The organism is Pseudocoprococcus catus (assembly GCF_019734885.1).
Classification (GTDB): domain Bacteria; phylum Bacillota; class Clostridia; order Lachnospirales; family Lachnospiraceae; genus Coprococcus_A; species Coprococcus_A catus.
This window is the reverse complement of record NZ_JAAXCM010000039.1, coordinates 37,321-59,044: the sequence shown is the minus strand read 5'-3', so window position 1 is coordinate 59,044 and position 21,724 is coordinate 37,321. Positions and strand designations below refer to the sequence as shown.

Sequence of the window (21,724 nt, the reverse complement as noted above, 5' to 3'; positions counted from 1 at the left end):
TGAATTCTAATTGATTCAAATTTGGAGTTGACAATTTCATAACACACTGGCATACTATACCATGTAAAGCCAAAAATGTTATGTATTAAAAAATAGAGAGGTATTTGATATGAATGCATACGGAACTGTATTGAAACAGCTGATTCAGCTGACAGGTTCTAAACTGTCAACGATATCAGACGTCATCGGCTACGACGTCTCTTACATAAGTAAATGGTGTAATAAATCCATGCTACCTGCTGCCAAGATGGCTCCTGAGATCAACCGCAGTATGGCTTCTCTTTTTGCCCAGGAGATTCTGAGTCAGGAGAATATCAAAGATTTTGAAAAAGCTTTTTCAATGGAAGTCTGTCCAGACGGTCTGGAAAACGCAGTCTATCATTTATTAAAGGAAAACTACAGCAATTCCTGCAATGAAGCTTCCACTGAATTAAAGCAGCAGACAACTTATAAGCCAAGGATTCTTACCCTGGCCAATGACATTTACAATTTCTTTAATCACGAACTGCCGCAGATGCTGCTGGATTATGATGAATCACTGGATGTTCTGTGCACACTGGATGTCTGTCGGTTCGCATTGGACAGTCCTTCCAATGCGTATTCCCATCTGACACCTAAGCATCCTGTCAATGTTAAAATAGGTGTTGACACAACATTGCTTTATGATGACAATAATCAGGGATTGGAAGCACTCTACTATTTTATCAACGCACACAAGGCCATTAATTTTGACTTTTATGACAATACATTGATGCGTACCCTTAATACCATTGTTGTCAAAGATCATGTTGCTATTCTCTGTGCCCTCGATCAATACAACCGTGTCAATGTGGCAAGTGTCATCTTTGACCCTGAAAAGGTCAATCAGATTTATGTCCGTACACTGCCTTCCTTCCGTACACCGAATCTTCTGGCCCATGCCACGGAACAGTTGGAATTCTATCAGCATGGTTACCGCACGGACTTTTATACCAAGGATAACTTCCAGTTCCTGCTGACCCTGGGCTTTGAATATCTTCTGCCTCAGGAGTGCTGGGACAAAATCATCCAGACTGCCCGGGAAAGGGATAAAGATGAATTTATGGCACTGATCGTCGCTCAGCTTCAGATTACATGGGAAGAAATTTTTGAAAAGAATACGCTGGATTTCTATGTACTGAAATCCTCATTAATGAAATATATTGATGACGGTGAAATTATTTTTGCAGATGTGGTTTATCATATGACACCTGAAGAACGCAAGCTGCATATTGAGAATGTGCTGGCCCTTGCAAAAGGTAATCCAAACATTCATTTTTATGTGATTGATGATGAACAATTAGTGAACACCCAGCATCTCATACATTTTGCCATCTTCAATAATCGTAAGAAACTGTTCCTCAAAAATCCGGAACGCTATCACACGGACGTCGGCCCTTATTTTTATTCTGTGCTCTCCGATACGCTTGTCCAGAAGATCAGTGCGTATCTGGACAGCATAAGAACTGCAGACTACTGCATTCATTACGACGCAGAGAGCCTGCAGGCATTTTACGATAAATACGGCTCTCTTGTCTATCGAATGATCGATTTGAGTGCTTTTAAAAAGTAAGACAAGAGGCGTGTTGCTCCAGGTATACATAAAGGGATTAAAACGAGATTATTCAACACAGACGCGTTAGAAGCACCTGCGCTTGAATAATCTCATTTTAATCCCTTTTCGATGTTTTTGAGCAACACGCCGTTGAACATTTCAAAAGCACTCTAGCCGGGAATTGAATATGGCACTCTCATGGGCAAAGTTTTACTCTACAACACTTACTTCATAAAAGCCTTCAGTTTTTCCTGCTGTGCATAAAAATCCCTGATTCCCATCTCATAAATAGCCTCTTCCTCCTTGGCATCCATGCTGTAAGTGCCGCCGCCAAGTACGTGTTCCGGTGCAAAAACAAATGCTTTGCCTGACTTTTCCAAGGCAAACATTTTATCCTGGCAGGCTTTGTACATGATATGTCTGTGATCCAGTGCTTCGATGATCTTCGGATATTTTTTGCATAATCTCTTGTAAATAAACCGATCTCTCTCCGGCTCCTTCACAAAATCATGGGGCTTGGTCAAAATGACAACCAGCTTGTCACAGCCGTCATCCATGGCTTTCTGAACAGGAATAGAATCCGATACACCGCCATCATAGTAAAATCTTCCATCGATCTCAACAGGCCTGCAGACTGCAGGAATCGCACAGGATGCCATCACATGACGATAATCATCCTTATGCATGTCTTTCTTGCTGAAATAAGTCGGCTTGCCCGTCTGAGCATCCGTTGCCACCAGCCAGTATTCCATCGGACTTTTCATAAAGGCATCAAAATCCAGCGGATCTGCGCCACCGGAATTGGTCAGCGTTCCATATATATACTGGAGCCCGAAAAGATTACCCGTCTTCAAAAAAGAAGAAAGACCAAAGTAGCCCTTCTCATTAATATGCTCTGTGTAGAAGCGGATATTTCTGCCCCGCTGTCCGGCTACAAAAGAAACCCCATTGGCCGAACCGGCTGAAACACCGATACAATAATCAAAAGTGACGCCATTATCCATCATGGCATCCAGAATTCCGGCGGTATAAGCACATTTCATGCCGCCGCCTTCCAATACCAAGCCAATCTTACTCATTGTCATCAATCTCCATTATTTATTCTATATCACTTATTGTTTTTCCTATTCAACCTGTTTGTTCTGCGATATATTCTAACATAAAATAAAAATCAGATGTCATGACAATTTCTTGATTTTGTCGCTTTCACGACATTTCAACGCCTTCTTCTATCAAAAACAGTTTCTTACACCTCTTTCCATCTGTTAAATATCAAAACAGCATTGTACAGATAAAAAAGTTGTTCCTATATTTATATAGAAACAACTTTTTAGGTGATATTATGCACTTTTCTTTAGTATATGTATATTTTTCTTTTTAAATCAGACCCGCTTTTTTCATTTCAGAATGCATCTTATCAAAAGCTTTTCCCGGTCCTGTAAGCTTATTCGGCAAATAAGGTGCCCCGACTTTTCTGCCTCTCATCTGTGCCATATCTTTGGCTGCCACTGGGAAGCTTGTAGCATCCATTCGCCTTTTTTCTGCTTTAAAACTTGAGTTTTCTATCAAAACATAGTAATATTTTTGTAACTGTTCAAAGCTAATCTCCAAAATGCTACGCATTTCGTCGGTGTGGCGTATCCGCCAAATAAAATTTCAAAAACAGTCTTAAAAATGCAAACATTTTATATCTGTTTTTTGAAATTTTGCTTGGCTCTGAACAGTTACATATTTTTACAATAAATAAACGAAACTCTTGAAAGGAAATGATATGAGCAAAAGAGAATCTTTTAACAGCCGCTGGGGCTTTATACTGGCCTGCATCGGTTCTGCAGTCGGCATGGGCAATATCTGGATGTTTCCAACCCGCGTCTCCCTCTACGGAGGCGGTGCTTTCCTGATCCCTTATTTTATCTTTGTCGTCCTGATCGGCTTTACGGGAGTTATCAGCGAAATGAGCTTTGGCCGTGCCACCCGCTCCGGCCCTATCGACGCCTTCGGCATTGCCTGTGAATCCAGAGGACATCGCAAGGCAGGAGAAGCCTTGGGATGGATTCCGGTTCTTGGCGCACTGGCTATGGCTATTGGCTACACCGTTGTCATGGGCTGGATTTTGAAGTATACCATCGGAACTTTTACCGGTGCTGTTCTGGCCCCTGCCGATATTGATGGCTTTGCCGGTGCTTTCGGCTCAATGGCCTCTTCCTTCGGCAATAATTTCTGGCAGACTGCCGCTTTAGTGATCTGCATGATCATTCTGATGTTCGGTGTTGGCAGCGGCATTGAGAAGGCCAACAAGATCATGATGCCTGTTTTCTTCGTCCTGTTCATTATTCTCGGCATTTATGTTGCTTTCCAACCCGGTGCTGTCGATGGATACCATTATATTTTCAGAGTCGATTCAAAGGCACTGTCCGATCCAGTCACATGGATTTTTGCTCTTGGTCAGGCATTCTTCTCTCTGTCTGTAGCAGGAAATGGTACTCTGATCTACGGTTCCTATCTTCCGGATACGGAAGACGTCCCAGCTTCCGCAGCCAGAGTTGCTTTTTTTGATACCATCGCCGCTATGCTGGCTGCCCTGGTCATTATCCCTGCCATGGCCACCACCGGTGCACAGCTCGATCAGGGTGGTCCCGGACTATTATTCATCTACCTGCCTCATCTGATCAAAGCCATGCCCGGCGGAAGAATAATTGCTATTATCTTCTTTGCTGCCGTCTTTTTGGCCGGTATGTCCTCTCTGATGAACCTTTATGAGGCTCCTATCGCCACCGTTCAGGAGAAAACCGGTCTCGGAAGAAAAGCATCCTGTCTCGTTATCGCAGCCATCGGCATCGTCATTTCCCTGCTGATCCAGGGCATTGTCTCCGACTGGATGGATGTACTGTCCATTTACATCTGCCCTCTTGGTGCAGGTCTGGCAGGCATTATGTTCTTCTGGGTCCTCGGCAAAAGATATGTGGATAAGCAGGTCAACACCGGCCGCAAAAAGCCTTTCACCGGGCTGTTCTTCCCAATTTGCAAATACATTTACATTCCGATTTGTTTTCTGGTTTTAATCCTCGGTATCGCACTGGGCGGCATCGGCTAAATATTATTTGCATTTTTCAATATTATCCGCCCCTCACACAAAGCTAAAAAGAGCCTATGCAGTATTTTAATCCATTGATATGATGTACTGCACAGGCTCTTTTTGCTCTTATTCCGATTACTTAATGCTTTAAAACCAACTTAATTCTCCGAAACTTTCTGTTCATTCTCTTTCTTCACTTTTTCATTCTGAATATAATACTCCATAAACTTCAGAACATATTTCGGCGCATTTCTCGTTCCGCGCTCCCACTCAGTCACAGTCCTGTAGGGGATCTCAAATTCCTCGCAAAACTGTCTTCTGTTCATTCCCGTTGCTTTTCTTAATTCCTTAATAATCTGTTGGCACTCTGTCATAATCTCATTTTCCTCCTCAAATCACGCACAGCCGCAGGCATATACGGCCTCTTATATCTCCGATCCACTCTTTAAATTATTACATCTTTTGTCTATTATATCGCACTTTTATGTACTACACAATGTGTTGTTATACAATTTTCAACCAGACCGGTTATCTTATTTTTCTCTGTTGAATTATTTTCTGATTGGTGTTATAATTTACTTTGCCAGTTTAAAGTGCTACGCTTTAAACCATTGGTGAATTTAAAAAACGCAACACATACGATGTTGCGTAGGAGGAAAAGAATGAAAAAGGGAATTAGAAAAATGTTATCTGCCATTGCCTGTACGGCTTTGGCTATGGGTTGTCTGGCAGGCTGCGGCTCCAACACTGGCTCACCCGCAGCAGGTACAACCACTGAATCAGCTGCAGAAAATGCTTCAGCGTCAGCATCCGAAGCTGCTGCAGACAGTACTGAAGGCACTGCAGCCGACGACAAAGTCTATCAGATCGGCATCTGCCAGTTAGTCCAGCATGAAGCACTAGATCGTGCCACACAGGGTTTTGAAGATGCTCTGGTAAAATTATTAGGAGAGGATCACGTACAGTTCAACCTTCAGAATGCACAGGGTGACTCCCAGACATGTGCCACTATCGCCAACCAATTTGTCAACAACGGCTCTGACCTGATCATGGCCAACGCTACAGCTGCCCTTCAGGCCTGTGCCAATGCCACATCCACGATTCCTGTTGTGGGCACTTCTGTCACAAGCTTTGCCGCTGCACTGGATATTGAACTGGATGACAACGGCTGTACAGGCATCAATGTTACAGGGACCAACGATCTGGCACCACTGGATCAGCAGGCGCAAATCATCGCTGATCTCTTTCCTGATGTGAAACAGGTTGGTATCCTCTACTGCTCGGCCGAAGTCAATTCTGTTTATCAGGCCGAACATATTGCCTCTTATCTGGATGACTTAAATATTAAACACAAAGACTTCAGCTTCTCAGATTCCAACGATCTGCAGTCAGTGACCAACAACTGTGTTTCCGAATGTGATGTAATCTATGTACCAACAGATAATGTTGTATCCAGCAATCAGTCCATCATCGATGCTGTTGCCCGCCCTGCAGGCGTGCCGATCATCTGCGGCGAAGAAAGTCAGTGTACAGGCTGCGGCCTTGCCTCCCTCTCCATCGACTTCTATGATATTGGTTATCGCGCCGGCGAACAGGCCTACGATATTCTTGTAAATGGCAAGGATCCGGCTACAATGCCAGTTGAAGACCCACAGAGTCTGACACGCATTTACAACCCGCAGATTGCTTCTGATCTGGGCATCACCCTCGACGATGATTATCAGGCCATTGAACAGTAGCCAATCTCTTATTCATCTATAGAACTATGAGAAACACGCTCCGCGAGTTTCTCAAGTTATCGCGGCCTCTTCACTCCGTTTCGGTCGTTGCTAAACAAGCGCCACTGGCGCTTAGCAACGCCTAAGTCTCGTGCAAGCACGGACTTTGGCTCGTTGCTCGCGTAAATAAAATCCGACATGATAAAGTAAAAGCAGTCATTATTTTTACTTTCATCATGTCGGATTTTATGCTTTGAACCAATGCACGAAAAAGGCCTGTATGTGCTAGGAAATACAGCCCTTTCTGTCACTTCCCTAGCCACATTGGTACAGAGATATTTTGCTTTTGCAGCAGACTGATCGTAAGGCTTTCCTGTGTCATGATCGGTTGCTGCCTTATAGAGCATATATTTTGCAGCTTCAATCTTAACTGCCAGTTCAGCCATCTTGAACTGAAGATACTGGAATTTTGCAAGAGGTCCATTGGTATTGAAGCATTTCAAAACATTGATGACATATTCATCACCATCTTTGACAGCTGTTGTAATACAGCCGCCTGCATCAGATCCTGCATTGGGCTCTGTCAGGCCAAAAGAGCCCAATGCCTTTCCTGAAAGGACTTCTGAAAGGAAAGCTTTCTTCTGTTCTTCTGTCGCATCAGAGTTCCAAACACTGCCGACATAAAGAGAAGTTGTTACAGAAAAAGCAATACCAAAGGAAGCATCTACCTTGGAAACTTCTTCTACTGCAAGCGCATATTCATATAACCAAGTCCCTGACCGCCATATTCTTTCGGATAAGGCAAACCGATAAAGCCCAGCTCACCGGCTTTATGGAACTGTTCCACAGGAAATTCACTCTTTTCATCTCGTTCAAGAACATCCGGAAGTAATTCTTCCTGGGCAAATTTTCTTGCTGCTTCCTAGATGGATTTCTGCTGTTCAGTTAATTTAAAATTCATAATATCCTCCTTCACATCGCAACTGTTATGGGGACAGTTACGCCCTACTCACTTTCTGTTCCTTTTTTCACATCGCATTTTATTTCGCGTTCCAAATAGTTTGCATGCCAACTATTTGCATTGAATATATCATACCGACACCAGGAAGTCAACACATAATTTTTTACAAAAGATTCAAATAAAATTTGTGCAAAAAATTGATTGACGAATTGTTTTTATTGTAATGCAATTTACGCGAATTGATTAGTTAGCATACTAAAATTTGTCGATGAACTAATTGCGCCCCGTCAATTTCAACAGATGAATATGATTTTTTTCAGAAATGAAAAAGGATCTGCATCTCTGCCCGAAGGTGAAATGTCCTATGAATATTTTGGTGATATTAAGAAATATATACAGCAATCCGGATTTGTTTGATGATGAGCAGTATCTATGCAAAAGATTTTCTCATTATGCTTTTTCTGATGATCAGCCGACAGTCATCGTTGTCAAAGACACCGGCATCACAGAACCACGTCAGAATTTACTTCAGAGCTGTGTCAAAGTCGCAGAACTTTCTGCCTCTGCTCCCGTTAATACTGCTAAAAAATGCCCAGGGAATCATGCAGCTCCTGGTGAAACTGTTTTTGTGAGAAAAATTATTCACGAAAATGTGTCAAATGCTATCAAAGACGCTCCACTCATTTTCGCCGGCGGCAGAGGCCTGATGAATGAACAGAGCTTTGAAGCATTGCGCAGACTGGCAGATTTCTTTGACGCCTCAGTGGGTGCCTCCAGACCCGTTGTTGACTGCGGCTGGGCAGGGCCTTCAGAACAAATCGGCCAGACCGGTAGCTTCGTTCATCCCAAAGTATATCTGGCCTTCGGCATCTCCGGAGCTATCCAGCATCTGGCCGGCATGAAAAACAGTCAATGTATCATTGCAGTAAACACCAACCTGAATTCGCCAATCTTTCAGTATTGTGATTACGGCATCCGAGGGGACGCCAACTCCATTATCCGTAATCTGCTGCAGATTCTGGCGGTTTGATAACAAAGGACTGATTATAAATCAACGGCGCTTTTTATATTTTTCAATGATTTCTTTTGTTTCTCAAACAGTTCTTTTCATTGGGGATAAGTAGCTGCTCCCTCCACACACCAGTCCATAAACTGCTTAATATCCTTGATTTCCAGACCGGAGCGTTTCAGACACTCAATTATGATTGATGCTATCAAATTATTTTGTTTTTGTAAATCTGTTTAATTGCGTATCTACATCTCTTCCACCGTACATGACACGGATGATCGTAACCACTTGTGTATCATCATCCGGAATATATAGAACGAGATAATTGTCTACTGGCGCTACGCGTAGCCCTCGACTTTTCCATGGTTCCAACTCATATTGTCGATATCTCTTCGGCATATGATCAAGATCCATAATACATGCTTCAAGCCTATCAAGCTGACCACTTGCATTTTCTGGTGCCTGCAGTTCAAAAGCAATGTATTCGAAGATTCCACGAAGGTCTATCTCGGCCTGATCTGAAATCTCGATATCATAAATCATAAACTGTAATCCTTGCGGATATCAGCAAAAACAGATTTTGCTGATCTAGTACGACCAGCCTGCATATCCGCATATCCTTTCTCTAGTTCTGCATTCATCTGTGCTTCTGATAATGCACTAACGTCTACAGGACGAGCGGATGGCATTTTCACTTCAAAAGGAAGTCCTCTTTGAAGAATAATTTGTTTGTAAAACATATTTATTGCATTGGATGCAGGAATTCCTAATGCTGCTAAGATTCTTTCTGCCTGTTCTTTTACATCAGGCTCTATGCGTGCGTATAAATTTGCTGATTTTGTTGCCATAGTAAACACTCCCTTCGAGTTCTTTCTAACTATATTATATCCATTTGTCCGGACAAAAGCAATACAAAATCAATATTTTACAAATTGTTCATACTCCAAAATCTACCAGTTGATTAAAATTTGTCGAAGTCCTCCTGAGTCGCCACTTCCTTATATCCTTTGTAATCATCGCTGCTGTTTTCAGCATACATATCATTCACGAGGCCAATGGTAAGCAAATCCCGGTCTAGGATACTAATCCCCAGCTGTACGCAACGAAGCAAAAATAAAGGTGTTGTCATCGGGCGATCTGTTGGACGAACTTTTTTAGCACTTACATCCGTTTGAACATTAAGTCCCCAAAGTTCAATAAGCTGTGGAAGCACCTGATAAATGGAGAATGTATTAAATCCGTCCAACCACTCTTCCGGTGTATCTGGGATATTAGCATCTGCATGCTTTGCCATCACATACGCAATGTTCTCGAACATACATCGGTGATACTACTGAAAGCATATTTTCTTGCAAACTAAATCTGCTCTCTAACCTGTATAATAATTTGTCTAATATTTATGTGCTGATGAAAAAACCTTCTGACGCTGCAACTGCTTTAAAAAAAGCAATCTCTATCCGCAGCCAGCATAACGAACTTGCACTTATGGAGTCCCACGACCTGCTACAGCAGCTCATAAACCTTACAAAATTCTGCTACTCCAGTAACAAAACGTCAATCGTTTTTTAATCACTTTTTTTCTAAAAATGGGCAAAAAATAGAGCATATAGATTTCTCTATACACTCTACTTATAGTTATTTCCTTTTCCTCTCAATTATCAGTCATCTGAAAGTTGATTTTTTATTATCGTGGCTTACATCCATTCGTGCAACATTCTGTTCAATTTTTCCATATCAAGAGGTTTCGCAATATGTTCATTCATTCCTGCACTCTTTGCAAGTATCACATCCTCCGTAAATGCATTTGCCGTCATTGCAACGATTGGCAACAGCTCACCTTTGTGTTTAGGCAGGGAACGGATAGCTGTAGCCGCCTCATACCCATTCATAATCGGCATCTGCACATCCATAAAGACCAAATCATAATATCCATTTGGATGATCTGCTACCTTATCTACAGCTTCTTTTCCATTTACAGCCGTTTCAATCTCAGCACCTGTCATACCTATGATCTCAGCTGCAACTTCTCTGTTCAGTTCATTATCTTCCACCAAAAGGATTTTCTTTCCTGTATAATCACTTGCAGCGATATTTTTCAGGTAATCTCTTGCATCCTGACTCGGCTTTCCGGATATTATCTTTTGCAGTGCTGCGGTAAGTCTTGAGCGGAACAACGGTTTTGAAATGAATTCATCTACTCCTGCTGCTTTGGCTTCTTCTTCGATTTTTGTATAATCATAGGACGTCAGAACAATGACAGAAACATCAGGTCCTATCTTTTGGCGTATCTGCCTTGTTGTTTCAATTCCATCCATTCCCGGCATCTGCCAGTCAATAATATATACAAAATAATCATTGCCATTCTCATGACGTTTCACCGCACGCTCTACTGCCTCTTTTCCTGACAGTACCCACTCTCCGTCGATTCCAATCTCATTAAGAGTAGCCACTGTTCCTTCACAGCATGTCTTATCATCATCCACAACCAGCACGGGCAAGTTGACCAGTTCATCAATAGTCTCTGACTTTTCATCCCGCAGACGAAGGAAAATAGTAACGGTAAATCTGCTTCCCTTTCCCAGCTTGCTTTCTACCTTAATGTTTCCATTCATCATATTGACGATATTTCTTGTGATTGCCATTCCCAAACCGGTTCCTTGGATTTCGCTGATGCGTTTATCATCTTCACGAGTAAACGGGTCAAACATAACCTTTTGAAATTCCTCGCTCATTCCCATACCGTTGTCTTGAATCACAAACTCATAGCATCCTATATCCAGGGAAGTGGTAGGCTTTTCCGTAATAGAAAACAGTATCTTGCCGCCATCTGGGGTATATTTGATGGCATTACCCATAATATTAGTAAATATCTGTTGTACTCTTAAACTGTCTCCTCTTACATATTCATGTTCAATTTTGTTGAGCTGTACTTCAAAATTATGATGGTGAGCTTCAATCTCGGAACGTGTCATTGCGATCAAGTTATCTACCAGTTCATCCAGATTAAAGTCTTCTTCCGTCAGTTCGATCTTTCCATTTTCAATGCGTGACATATCCAGTACTTCATTAATCAAACCAAGCAGATGACGGCTCGACTTGGTTATTTTTCCAAGGCAATCAATCACACGATCTTGATGATCAATATTTGCTCCGGCAATGGCTGTCATACCAACGATTGCATTCATCGGAGTCCGAATATCATGAGACATATTTGATAAAAACTCTGTCTTTGACCTGTTTGCCTTGTTAGCCGCTTCATAAGCTTCCTTCAAAGCAACCCTCGATTCTATCTCCGCAAGTTTTTCCTGAGTGGTATCCTGTGAGATCAACAGCACCTTTTCAAGTACTCCGTCTTTCCAAGACAAAGGAATGAAAGCCATGCTCTTAAAATTCTTTTCATCTTCCGTACAATATTCCAGCTTATAAATATCATCCATACTTCTAATCATGCCACGGATATGGTCTGCTGAAATGACTTTGTCAATCGTTTCATCCTTTGCCACCACTTTATAGCGGGATGCAATCCTCCTGATCAGGTCATGATATGTTCCGTAAGCATCGTATGGTGGCTTTTTTCCGTGCAGACTATAAAACTTATAAGTATCATCTTCCAGATTGCACATAGCAAAACGATTGACCAGACGCATTGTTCCCTGAAGAAGCAGATCCATCACATCATTCTTACGTGTCAGCTCCAATATGTTTTCCATTTCTTTTCTGGCTTCTGTAATATCCCGGACAAAAATCATTGCATAACGGGAACCGTCATTTTTTTCTCCTCTCATAAGGACGTTGCGAACCAAACGTTCCTCACCTTTTATCCGTATTCTGCATTCAAGAGTGATTTCTTTTGAACCTTCACTCAGTTTTTCAACAATAAAATTACGGTTGTAAAAATGAGAAACCGCTTCCTTGTCCTCATCAACAACATAATTATCCAGGTATGCCTGAATCAGTTCATCCCATGTATGGCTCTTTTCAAAAATCTCCAGAAGAGAATCCTCTACTTTTAGTGACTCAAAAGAATTATCCTTTAGATTTACATAATACTCGCAGATATTTCCCTCTGTATAGGCACGATGAAATGCCTCATTTCTCTGTGCTTTCATCTCGCTCTGCTTTCTCTTGTCAATATTTATGAATGTACCGACAATAAGACGTACTGTTCCGTCCAGACGTCTGGTTGTCTCGGCATTTGCCCGGAACCATTGATAGGAACCATCTTTCATCTTCAAGCGGTATTCACAGTCATATTTCACACTATCTGTTTTGTCTTGAATTGCTTGCTCTAACAGTGTAAGTGTTGCTTCCTTATCTTCTGGATGTAACAAATCTGACCACGATTCCAGTTTATTTGGGAAATCAAGAATGTCATGATACCCAAGCATCGTGCGAAACTCATGACTCCAGTACACTTCCTTAATATTTCCGCTTTTGTCACAATCAAAATGCCACATCCCCGAATGAATCACGTTATTGATCAGTTTCAGATTCTGCTGCATCCAGTCAATCTGAACAGACAATACCCATACCTGCTTTCCATCATCTGCTATAGCATCTTTCTTGCACATACGGACAAATACAGGTGTGCCATCGCTCATTAGCATCTGTCCTTCCCCACACCCTTGAAGGTGCTGGAACCTGCCGTGTTCAAGAAAGGTCTGGTATTCTCCATAGAAAAGATTTCTCAGAGAACCTGATGTTTTCTTTTGAAATTCTTCAAACGTATATCCCAGATTCTTCAACATGTGTGAACTGACCTGTGTGATTGTAAGATTCTCATCATAATATCCTGTCATGAATCCAACAATATCCAGTTCGCTCACTGCATCCTGTACGATTTTTTGACAGTTTTCATTTAACTTTGTATTATCCAGTGAAAAGATATTATTTTCACTTTGCTTTTCTTTATTGAACATTTTCATCCTCCGTATATTCTAAGTCCAACAGGGATGTAAGTACTTCCATTAGTTTATTTATATCAAAAGGCTTTGAAAGATGAGCATTCATTCCTGCTTCAGCACAATATTCTTCATCACTCTTAAAAGCATTGGCAGTCACAGCAATGATCGGAATTTCAGCACTTTCTGAATCCATCTGGCGAATATGCTTTGTAGCATCTATTCCATCCATGACGGGCATCTGCATATCCATGAGAATTGCGTCATATGTTTTTGGCGCTGCTCTGTGAAATTTATCTACACAAATCTTGCCATTTTCTGCCCTTTCACATGTAATTCCATACATTCCAAGCAATTCCTGTTCCACTTCATAGTTTAAATCATTATCTTCTGCCACCAGCAGATGTATCCTTTTAAGCTTATTAAACTTTTTTTCTGGTTTAGCTGATATTTTTTCTTTCGCTTCTTTTATATATTCAACATCAAATGAGACAGTAAAGACTGTACCCCCTCCAACAGCACTTTTCGCTGTAATAGTTCCCCCCATAAGTACTGTTAGTTCCTTTACCACAGAGAGTCCCAATCCGCTTCCTCTAATCTGATTCACTCTGGTATCCACAGCCCTTGAAAAACGATCATACATTTTCTCCATGTATTCCTTCGTCATTCCTATTCCGCTATCCTGAATGACAGATACCAGACGAATATAACCTTTTCTGTCACTCTTCTCCTGTTTTACTTCAAAAACAATCTGACCGCCATCTGGCGTATACTTTATCGCATTTGAAAGAAGGTTCATGTAAATTTGTTTCAGACGAAGTTCATCCAGAATGATTCTGTCATATTCTATATTTTTCAGTCTGCATGAGATTTGCTGGTGCTTATCCGGCATCACTTCCAGTATGGTATCCCGGAACTGTGAAAACACCTCAGACACACTCATCTCCTCCATCAAAATATTTAGCTTTCCTTTTTCGATTCGGCTTAAATCCAATACATCGTTAACAATCTGTTGAAGATAGTTGCTTGCAATATCAATCTGATTCAGACCATAACGCACTTTTTCTTTATTGTCGATATTTTCTCTTGCAATTTTCGTAAATCCACGAACTGCATTCATCGGTGTCCGTATGTCGTGAGAAACCCGTGACAGAAAATCAGTTTTTGCTTCGCTTTCTCTTTTTGCACGTTCTGCCATTAGTGCAAGGCTTTCTTCTCTGCGTTTTGTTTCACTGATTATGCGTGTCACATACAGAACATGAATTGCCCTGCCTTCTTCATTCCTTATTTTTACAATAAAACGTGCTAAATGCCAGTTTCCGTCTTTTGCCTTATACTCTAATGCCGTTGTATCATCATTCTTCAATCTGTCCGCAAGAGTAGACAAATCAAAGAATTTCAAAACCATATCGTAATGTTCCTGACAAACAAAATTATCACAGATCTCCTTCATTTTTTCTGAAGCAAGTCCGACTTTACCTGTCAAACGATGAATTTCCTGTTCTGCTGATATTTCTTCATACTGATCATTCTCAAGAACAATTCGATACAAAGAAAAATATATTTTCCCAATGGCAGAAACAATACTGTTGCTGATTCTTGATTCTTCCAAGGTTTTTTCTAAAGCCTTCTGTATTTTCTGTTCCTGCTTTATAATATCATCTACATAACGAAACGCTACCATAATACCAAAACTATTCTGGTCTGTTCCGTTTGCCCGAATCGCATGTACTTCAAAATTTTTATGTGTTTTACTATTCGGAAGACTTCTGTAGCGAAACGACACCCGTTCTTCTTTCAAAAGTTCTTCTTTTAAAGCATGTGTTTCCAGTCTTGCCAGAAAATAATCTCTGTCTTCTTCAATCACATAACTCTCTGCATATGCTTTTAACATTGGCATATATGCAATCATCGTTTTATTGGGAGCTTTTATAAATTTTGCAGCATTCGCACCCGAATCAACCTTTATTACTTCCCCAACACCTGCATCTAAATCTACATAATATACAGATGTATACTCCTGACAGAGCGTGTCGAGAAACATGTTTTTGTGCTCCAGTTCTTTGGTTTTTTGTTTAAGATTCTGTTCTACAAGTGTATTAACCAATGCACTGCCAAGATGTGCTCCGATCAGTTCAAGGAAAAATATAAAATTTTCGTTTTCCTGGATATATGGATTGTCCAGCCCTAAAAAACCAGTCAGGTAGGAGCCATGAAAAAGCGGCAAAACAACCACTGACTTTATCGCCTTCATTTTTAAAAGTTCATATTCCAAAGGCATAGTGTGGCATATGTCCTCTATATTGTTTACGACAACGCTTTCTCCTTGCCTGAACTTTTTCACCCAACATGGCATTTCTTCAAATTTCACATCCTGAAGATTATCTCTTTGAGCTGTAATTCCCTCTGCACACCACTCATAGGTATTTGTAAATGTCTCTGGTGTATGAACCGTTTCAAAAAGATAAGTTCGATCTGCATTTCCATAATTGCCAAGAACTTCAAGGAGTTTCTGAATTCCTGCTCCAATACTCTCGCTATTTTTGGCTTTGTCAATTTCTTTTAAAATCCGCAGAATAGCTCCTTCTCCTGCAAGGATACTGTAGTTCTGCCTGTCAGTCTCCTTTTTTATCATCTTTAATCTCCATTATCTTTTTTACTTAATCTTTCTATTTCTTTTCTCTGTTACTCTATTCAGATAAGCTAAACCATAATAAAAAGCAAAGAAACTACTAATTAACCATAGTATCCCTTTGCTATTTCATATGCAACTGGCTGCCATTTTACAGGCCCTATAGCTTTGCGTCACAGACTTTCATCTGTTTTGCTAAAATATGTATTTTCTTTTGGAAGCACAATTCGTTTTATTATACCCTCCCCCACAAAAGCGTGTCAATGTGCATTTCACACAATAAGTTCATATAAATAGCAAATCCAACTTATTCTCATTCTTTAAATTGTTTAAATGGTAGAGTAGGCGGATGAAATTTTCATCCGCCCCTCATCAAACCGTGCATGAGGTTCTCCCTCACACGGCTTTCCGACATTATTGCAAAGGTGATCCGAAGCGCTCAGTAAAATACCTCTGATGGGATCGACGAAAAACTTCAGGAGCTTCAGAAAGAACTTCTTAAAAAGGCCAATAACAAAGAGGCCTATGATGAGGTTGCCGACGAGATCTTCAAACTCCGAGAACAGCGAGAAAAATGCACGGTTGACACTGCTGCCAGGGACGCACAGATTGCCCGCATCAATGAACTGCAGGATTTCATAAAGCAACATCCGGCACACCTGGAAGCCTTCGACGAGGCCCTGGTGAAACGTTGGCTTGAGCGGATCACCGCCTGGGAGGACCACTTCACTGTAGAGCTTAAGTCCGGACTGAAAATTGATATTGAAGGATAATCCCATAGACGCACGAAACCCTCTCGACCATGATGGCCGGGAGGGCATTTTTGTTATTTTTCTCCTTGTTTAACTTTATTGATATTCAATATGTTCTTCATCGACCTCAGTTTCTGCTGTATAGTCTGCATCAATGCTGTCTTTATAGTACTCCGGATCACAAAGATTATATGACATAAGATTTTTTCTCAATTTCATACAGCCAGGTTTAAACATTGCAAACGTCAATCCGCCGGAAAGTGCACCTCCTAATATTGGAACAGCTGATGCCACGCCATCAGCAAAGATTTGCTTCGTCATACGGATGCCAACACTTAGTGCAACCTTCTTTACAATCGGATAAACCACACCCTTAGTTAAAGATTTTTGAGCCAACTTCTTAGCAATGTTTTTTGCCAGTACATCAGCTAATTTCTTGAGAACACCCGTGGCACCTTGTACGCCAAACATCACACCCATAAAAATAAGTAAATAGTTCATTGTTTCAGAATCCACATCATCCTCATTAAGATTGAACTGCTCAAATCCATACAAATACGCTAATTCCTGCACTGTCCTGAGAATGAAAGCAAAGTATGATGTAATATCTGCTGCTGCAGCTCCGAATGCCGCCGCTCCGCCTGGTATACTTGCTGCAACAGAAAGTGTAGTAACTTTTGTTGCTTCATAGTTAATCACCTGCTTCGAGATTTTATTAACTAACTCTTTTGAAATCCCAGCCTTTGCTGGATTATTCTTTATTGCCTCAGCAATAATATCTTCTGAGCAATATCTTATCAGTTCCTTCCGAAGAAACTTTTCTCGATTTATTTTCACACCAGGTGTATGCATTGCCGCTGCAAGAATCTTCTCGAATGTCATTTCATTCTTTACAGTTTTAACAATATCAGCCATTTAACACGCCTCCTTTCTTTATAGCATTTGTATTTTTCGCGAGGCCTTACTCATCATCATAATCTTCACTAATTCTGATTGCCTCGGGGACATCCTCAGTCACCGGAATAATTTCCTGGATGATTTTGAAGCAATCAGCAAATTCATCAGCCGGTACTCCCAATTCACGCGCTACCTTATTTCCATCATCATATGTAACGATAAAATCTATATTGCCACTGTCGCAATACATAGCCTTTTGATCGCGACTTAATATCTCATTAACAGCCACAGCGATCTTCTCAAACGCCGAGCTGAAAATACTGTTCGTCGTTTTATAGGACCACTTCCTGCGCACATTGAGCGAATTGTCACTCTCAAGATAAGGCTTATATTCATACGCGATAGAATTGGCTGTTATAGTCAATTTATCGTTATAAGCATAATCTACGGGGCAAAATCCAGATGTGCTTTTTATAACAATTTTCTTTGTTTTCATGCCCTATCTCCTCACATCTATTCCACTGCCTGCAACCACCCAAAATGGTCGAGTTGCCGGATTGGTTGTCAGCCCTTTCTGTTTTCCAAAATTCATTCCAAAATCCGTGACATCTAATCCACTGTCTCAAATCGCGACATCTAATCCGAGGTTACAACCTGACACACATTTTGCCGTGGATATGTTTCCATATAAGAAAACCGGGTCTTTTCAGATGTCGGGGCTTTACATCCCAACTTCCGAAAAAGCCCGGAAATACGCCGCTTTCTGGCACTTATTTATCTTTCCTTGACATCAATACTACTGTCTCAACGGTATTACCTTTTTCCCACAAAAGCCGCCTTACCTCTTGACCATCCCGATATATTGGGAAATTAAACTCTATCGACTTCAAAGGCTGCTCTGACTCCCCGTTTGGATATATCTGAATTTCTTTTATGAGATAAGTAATAAGGCTTTTCTTTTCCTCGTCACTTATTATATCATAGAGCTTTCCGAAATTCAGCATAAGCTTGTAAATATTGTCCAGAGTGATTGTTTCCATTTCGATAGAACTTTTTCTCAGCTTTGCATCTTCAATCCGTTCTTCCAACTCTACAATCGTATCATACAAGGCATCAAGTCTTAAAGTCATATCGTGAATTTTTCTTTCTCTGAAGCGGGTATCAACAGGCAGATTATCAATTTCTCTCTCCAGACGTGCTTTGTTCAAATCAACTTCTTTCAGTTTACTCTCGTAATTGGCAAGTTCCTTATCAATAGCTGTTGTATCGGTCTGTACGCCAATACGCTTTTCAATCTCTTTTGCAAAATACTTATCGCTTACCAATTCCTTAACAGCTTCAATTACAAGTGGCTCAATATCTGTTTTTCTCAGAGATGCCTTATAGTCACAATGATGTCCTCGTTCCTGCTTATTTCTGCCGCAAATATAATAGTAAACCTCTTTGTATGTGCCATCTTTATTTGTCCAAGCGTGTTTGTTCGTATACATTGAACTTCCACAAAGGGGACACTTTAATATCCCCGTCAAAAGGTGTGACCTATCCTTACCGATTTTGGATGGCTGTTTAATTCCTGTTGCCATACGCTTTGCGTGAACCTTTTGCCACAATTCCTCGCTGATAATTCCTTCATGTTGTCCATCTTCCAGAATGTAATCCTCTGCATGAACCTGCTTATATTCATTTTTTGTACCTTTTACCTTTTCTCGTGTTCTTCTGCCATAAGCAATCTTTCCACAATAAACAGGATTGTCTAATATCAACCGTATAAAATGACTGCTCCAAGTTTCCAATGTGCCGTTCTGACGAGGTATCTTCTTTATACCTTGAAGATTAAGATATTTTGCTACTCCGCCAAGTCCTATATCAGAATTAGCAAATTTATCAAATATAATTCTGATTGCTTCAGCTTCCGTTTCTTCTATCAAGAGCTGATTGTCTTTCAGATAATATCCGTATGGTGCAAATCCACCATTCCACCCACCTTGTCGTGCTTTTTCTCTCCGTCCATTCATTGTCTGTTCAATGATATTTTCTCTTTCTATTTCTGCAACCGCAGACAAAACAGAGATTAAAAGTTTTCCACTTGTCTGTGACGAGTCAATTCCTTCTTCAATACAAATAAGATTTATTCCATAAGATTGTACAAACTCTAATGAATTTAGAATATCCGCTGCATTTCTTCCGAAACGGGAAAGTTTATAAACCAGAATATAGTCTATCTCCAATCCGTTTTTTATATCGGAAAGCATTTTCTTAAATGCAGGTCGTCCTTCAATAGATTTTCCTGATTTACCTGCATCCTCATAGATACCGACAATTTCCATTTCTTCTCGGTCAGCAAATCGTTTTAATCCGTTTTTTTGTCCTTCAAGGCTATATCCGTCTACCTGCATTTCGGTACTTACTCTCGGATACAGGACACATTTCTTTCCTTCTCTGTTCATCGTACCACCTCCATAATTTTATAGGGAAATGTGATATGTAAGGCTGCGTAACTTACGCAGCACAATCCAATTCTTGCAAAACTGTCTTTCCGTATTTTTCAACTATCTGCACCATAACATTGATAAATGAATTAAATACTTCGTTTTCATCTTTCATCTGTTCATTTTGCAATTCTGGATTTTGGATATAGTTTTCATTTCCCATAATGAGTACCTCCGCTATAAAACAAGCGGCTGTACTCTAAATTATAGAAATACAGCCGCATTTTTACCAATGTGCAAATTTATCGTTCTCGTCCCTTTTACACATCTGTTGCCTTCATTTTCTCCAATGCAACACTAATGGCAAGAGCCTTATCAACCCTTGCCACTATATCGTCTGGTATCATTCCCAAATACTGCCTTAGTCGCTGCTTATCAATCGTTCTTACCTGTTCAAGCAAAATGATTGAGTTCTTATCCAAACCTTCAAAATCATTGATTAAAGTGTGCGTCGGCAATTTTGCTTTGGTGTGTATTCGGCTTGTGATGGGTGCGACAATGACCGTAGGACTGTGCTTATTACCGACATCGTTTGAAATGATAAGTACAGGTCTTGTTCCGCCTTGCTCCGAGCCGATAACGGGATTTAAGTTTGCGTAGTAAATATCTCCACGCTTGAATTTTCTTTCCATTATGTTTGACCTCCCAATTTTATTTAGGCAGGTATGTTCTGCCTATGTAGGCAGCCAAACGTAAGGAAGTATTTAAGGTCGGGAGAATATAAACAAAATCTCTGTTCTTATGACCGCCTTTCGTTTGGCTGATATGATAGGAGCATTTCAATTTGTCCTCGACACCCCGAAATGCTATGGGAAGTCGCCAAATGGTCAGCAGCGAACTGACACCACGGGAGTTCCACCCCAACTGTCGTTCTGACAGAGCCGCCCTCATTGCCTGCGACGGTTTTTTCACGCTCGGGCTGTGACTGGACGGGAGTATCATTATCCTCTTTGTGGGTTATGGCGAAATCGGGAGCTGCCCGATATTTTGAGTCGGTAAAGATAGGCTCACCACCTTTCAATCGCTCGCTGCCGCTTGGCAGGTCGTGGCGTACCGCTGCACACGCTTATGCTCATCACAATCACAAAGAGAAAGTATTTGGCGAATGGGTATTCATTTGTCAAGGAGCAATCCCGTTTTCGCCACACAAAGGAAAACAGGGCAAGAGTTTTTTGTCCTCTCACCCTGTAGCCCGTGGGAATATTCAATTTTCCCCTCTACTCAAAAAACTTTTTTAATTTTTCTTTGAGCCTATCCATTCTTCTGTAAACAGCTTTTTCAGTAATATCCAGATACACCGCAATTTCACGGGTTGAATATCCTTGTATCTTCATCAAAGCAATCTGCAATGTAAGCCTGTCCACCTTAATCAAAACTTGATAGAGGTGCTGATTTTCGATGCTGTCCAGAAAATCCTCAACCGTTTTGACTTCGGGCTGTGTAGTATCTTCAGCAAGCTCGTCAAGATATGTACCTGTTTCCTGCACTCGCTGATAATACCGTCTGTCTGAATTAAAAATCGCCCAATCGTGAATACGGAGCTGTTCTATATCGTCCTCAGTAACGCCTAAGTTCCGCAACTGCTTTTCCTCGGCTTCTTTCCAGAGCCGCCATTTCTTTTCTTCTTTGGCTTTGTTGTATGCCATATCGTTTCCTCCAATCTGAATTTTTGAAAAATCCAGATTGGCAGGCGGTGAACGGCAACCGACAGAAAAG

Annotated in this window: 20 protein-coding genes, 1 pseudogene and 1 riboswitch; of the genes and pseudogenes, 4 read left to right on the top strand and 17 right to left on the bottom strand. The window is 41.0% G+C overall.

Translation table 11 applies throughout. The annotated features are described in order from the left end of the window. Nucleotides 1–109 precede the first annotated feature (109 nt). Complete coding sequence (locus tag HED67_RS11435; protein ID WP_221718371.1) at nucleotides 110–1,591, top strand: hypothetical protein; 1,482 nt, start codon at nucleotides 110–112, stop codon at nucleotides 1,589–1,591. A gap of 206 nt (nucleotides 1,592–1,797) precedes the next feature. Here HED67_RS11435 and HED67_RS11430 read toward each other — a convergent pair whose 3' ends face one another. Continuing rightward, nucleotides 1,798–2,652 (bottom strand): patatin-like phospholipase family protein, encoded by an 855-nt coding sequence (locus HED67_RS11430; protein ID WP_178440111.1) that lies wholly within the window; start codon nucleotides 2,650–2,652, stop codon nucleotides 1,798–1,800. A 298-nt stretch (nucleotides 2,653–2,950) separates the two neighbouring features. After that, the gene (locus HED67_RS11425; RefSeq protein WP_221718402.1) at nucleotides 2,951–3,103 is read right to left on the bottom strand and encodes a hypothetical protein; all 153 of its coding nucleotides are present in this window, start codon (nucleotides 3,101–3,103) and stop codon (nucleotides 2,951–2,953) included. A gap of 241 nt (nucleotides 3,104–3,344) precedes the next feature. Between HED67_RS11425 and HED67_RS11420 the strand changes: the two genes are divergently transcribed. Next, the gene (locus HED67_RS11420; RefSeq protein WP_221718370.1) at nucleotides 3,345–4,667 is read left to right on the top strand and encodes a sodium-dependent transporter; all 1,323 of its coding nucleotides are present in this window, start codon (nucleotides 3,345–3,347) and stop codon (nucleotides 4,665–4,667) included. Between the two features lie 140 nt (nucleotides 4,668–4,807). Here HED67_RS11420 and HED67_RS11415 read toward each other — a convergent pair whose 3' ends face one another. After that, nucleotides 4,808–5,023: a helix-turn-helix domain-containing protein gene (locus HED67_RS11415; protein WP_178440106.1), complete on the bottom strand. Its 216-nt coding sequence runs from the start codon at nucleotides 5,021–5,023 to the stop codon at nucleotides 4,808–4,810. A 288-nt stretch (nucleotides 5,024–5,311) separates the two neighbouring features. Between HED67_RS11415 and HED67_RS11410 the strand changes: the two genes are divergently transcribed. After that, entirely contained in the window at nucleotides 5,312–6,388 is a 1,077-nt protein-coding gene (locus tag HED67_RS11410; RefSeq protein ID WP_221718369.1) for an ABC transporter substrate-binding protein, read from the top strand. 56 nt (nucleotides 6,389–6,444) lie between these two features. On the opposite strand, the gene HED67_RS17415 is transcribed toward HED67_RS11410, so the two are convergent. Continuing rightward, on the bottom strand, nucleotides 6,445–6,969 hold the full coding sequence (locus HED67_RS17415; protein ID WP_330656578.1) for an acyl-CoA dehydrogenase family protein: 525 nt from the start codon (nucleotides 6,967–6,969) through the stop codon (nucleotides 6,445–6,447). A 63-nt stretch (nucleotides 6,970–7,032) separates the two neighbouring features. Beyond that, nucleotides 7,033–7,229: pseudogene (locus HED67_RS17665) on the bottom strand (acyl-CoA dehydrogenase family protein); the annotation flags it as partial. A 463-nt stretch (nucleotides 7,230–7,692) separates the two neighbouring features. Here HED67_RS17665 and HED67_RS11400 point away from each other — a divergent pair. After that, nucleotides 7,693–8,358, top strand: a complete 666-nt coding sequence (locus tag HED67_RS11400; RefSeq protein WP_221718368.1) for an electron transfer flavoprotein subunit alpha/FixB family protein — start codon at nucleotides 7,693–7,695, stop codon at nucleotides 8,356–8,358. Nucleotides 8,359–8,547: 189 nt separating this feature from the next. Here the strand turns inward: HED67_RS11400 and HED67_RS11395 are convergent, their stop codons facing one another. The 12 genes from HED67_RS11395 to HED67_RS11340 form a co-directional block, all read right to left on the bottom strand. Then, nucleotides 8,548–8,880, bottom strand: coding sequence for a type II toxin-antitoxin system RelE/ParE family toxin (locus tag HED67_RS11395; protein WP_023923142.1), 333 nt, complete (start codon nucleotides 8,878–8,880; stop codon nucleotides 8,548–8,550). Then, a complete protein-coding gene (locus tag HED67_RS11390) occupies nucleotides 8,877–9,185 on the bottom strand; it encodes a type II toxin-antitoxin system RelB/DinJ family antitoxin (protein ID WP_221718367.1) in 309 nt (102 codons plus the stop codon). Before HED67_RS11390 ends, HED67_RS11395 begins: the two co-directional genes overlap by 4 nt. Before the next feature lie 113 nt (nucleotides 9,186–9,298). Beyond that, nucleotides 9,299–9,655: a hypothetical protein gene (locus HED67_RS17725; RefSeq protein WP_221718401.1), complete on the bottom strand. Its 357-nt coding sequence runs from the start codon at nucleotides 9,653–9,655 to the stop codon at nucleotides 9,299–9,301. Nucleotides 9,656–10,031: 376 nt separating this feature from the next. Next, nucleotides 10,032–13,256 (bottom strand): hybrid sensor histidine kinase/response regulator, encoded by a 3,225-nt coding sequence (locus tag HED67_RS11380; protein ID WP_221718366.1) that lies wholly within the window; start codon nucleotides 13,254–13,256, stop codon nucleotides 10,032–10,034. Then, the gene (locus tag HED67_RS11375; protein ID WP_221718365.1) at nucleotides 13,246–15,873 is read right to left on the bottom strand and encodes a hybrid sensor histidine kinase/response regulator; all 2,628 of its coding nucleotides are present in this window, start codon (nucleotides 15,871–15,873) and stop codon (nucleotides 13,246–13,248) included. The genes HED67_RS11380 and HED67_RS11375 overlap by 11 nt, the downstream gene beginning before the upstream one ends. Before the next feature lie 128 nt (nucleotides 15,874–16,001). After that, nucleotides 16,002–16,077: riboswitch (cyclic di-GMP riboswitch) on the bottom strand. Nucleotides 16,078–16,199: 122 nt separating this feature from the next. After that, the gene (locus HED67_RS11370) at nucleotides 16,200–16,649 is read right to left on the bottom strand and encodes a hypothetical protein (RefSeq protein ID WP_221718364.1); all 450 of its coding nucleotides are present in this window, start codon (nucleotides 16,647–16,649) and stop codon (nucleotides 16,200–16,202) included. Between the two features lie 69 nt (nucleotides 16,650–16,718). Beyond that, complete coding sequence (locus HED67_RS11365) at nucleotides 16,719–17,537, bottom strand: hypothetical protein (RefSeq protein ID WP_221718363.1); 819 nt, start codon at nucleotides 17,535–17,537, stop codon at nucleotides 16,719–16,721. A 46-nt stretch (nucleotides 17,538–17,583) separates the two neighbouring features. Continuing rightward, nucleotides 17,584–18,015 (bottom strand): hypothetical protein, encoded by a 432-nt coding sequence (locus HED67_RS11360; protein WP_221718362.1) that lies wholly within the window; start codon nucleotides 18,013–18,015, stop codon nucleotides 17,584–17,586. Nucleotides 18,016–18,289: 274 nt separating this feature from the next. Continuing rightward, on the bottom strand, nucleotides 18,290–19,966 hold the full coding sequence (locus HED67_RS11355) for a recombinase family protein (protein WP_173770128.1): 1,677 nt from the start codon (nucleotides 19,964–19,966) through the stop codon (nucleotides 18,290–18,292). 52 nt (nucleotides 19,967–20,018) lie between these two features. After that, complete coding sequence (locus tag HED67_RS11350) at nucleotides 20,019–20,171, bottom strand: hypothetical protein (protein WP_015560145.1); 153 nt, start codon at nucleotides 20,169–20,171, stop codon at nucleotides 20,019–20,021. Between the two features lie 97 nt (nucleotides 20,172–20,268). Next, on the bottom strand, nucleotides 20,269–20,640 hold the full coding sequence (locus HED67_RS11345) for a type II toxin-antitoxin system PemK/MazF family toxin (RefSeq protein ID WP_015560144.1): 372 nt from the start codon (nucleotides 20,638–20,640) through the stop codon (nucleotides 20,269–20,271). A gap of 585 nt (nucleotides 20,641–21,225) precedes the next feature. Next, on the bottom strand, nucleotides 21,226–21,654 hold the full coding sequence (locus tag HED67_RS11340; protein ID WP_015560143.1) for an RNA polymerase sigma factor: 429 nt from the start codon (nucleotides 21,652–21,654) through the stop codon (nucleotides 21,226–21,228). Nucleotides 21,655–21,724 lie beyond the last annotated feature (70 nt).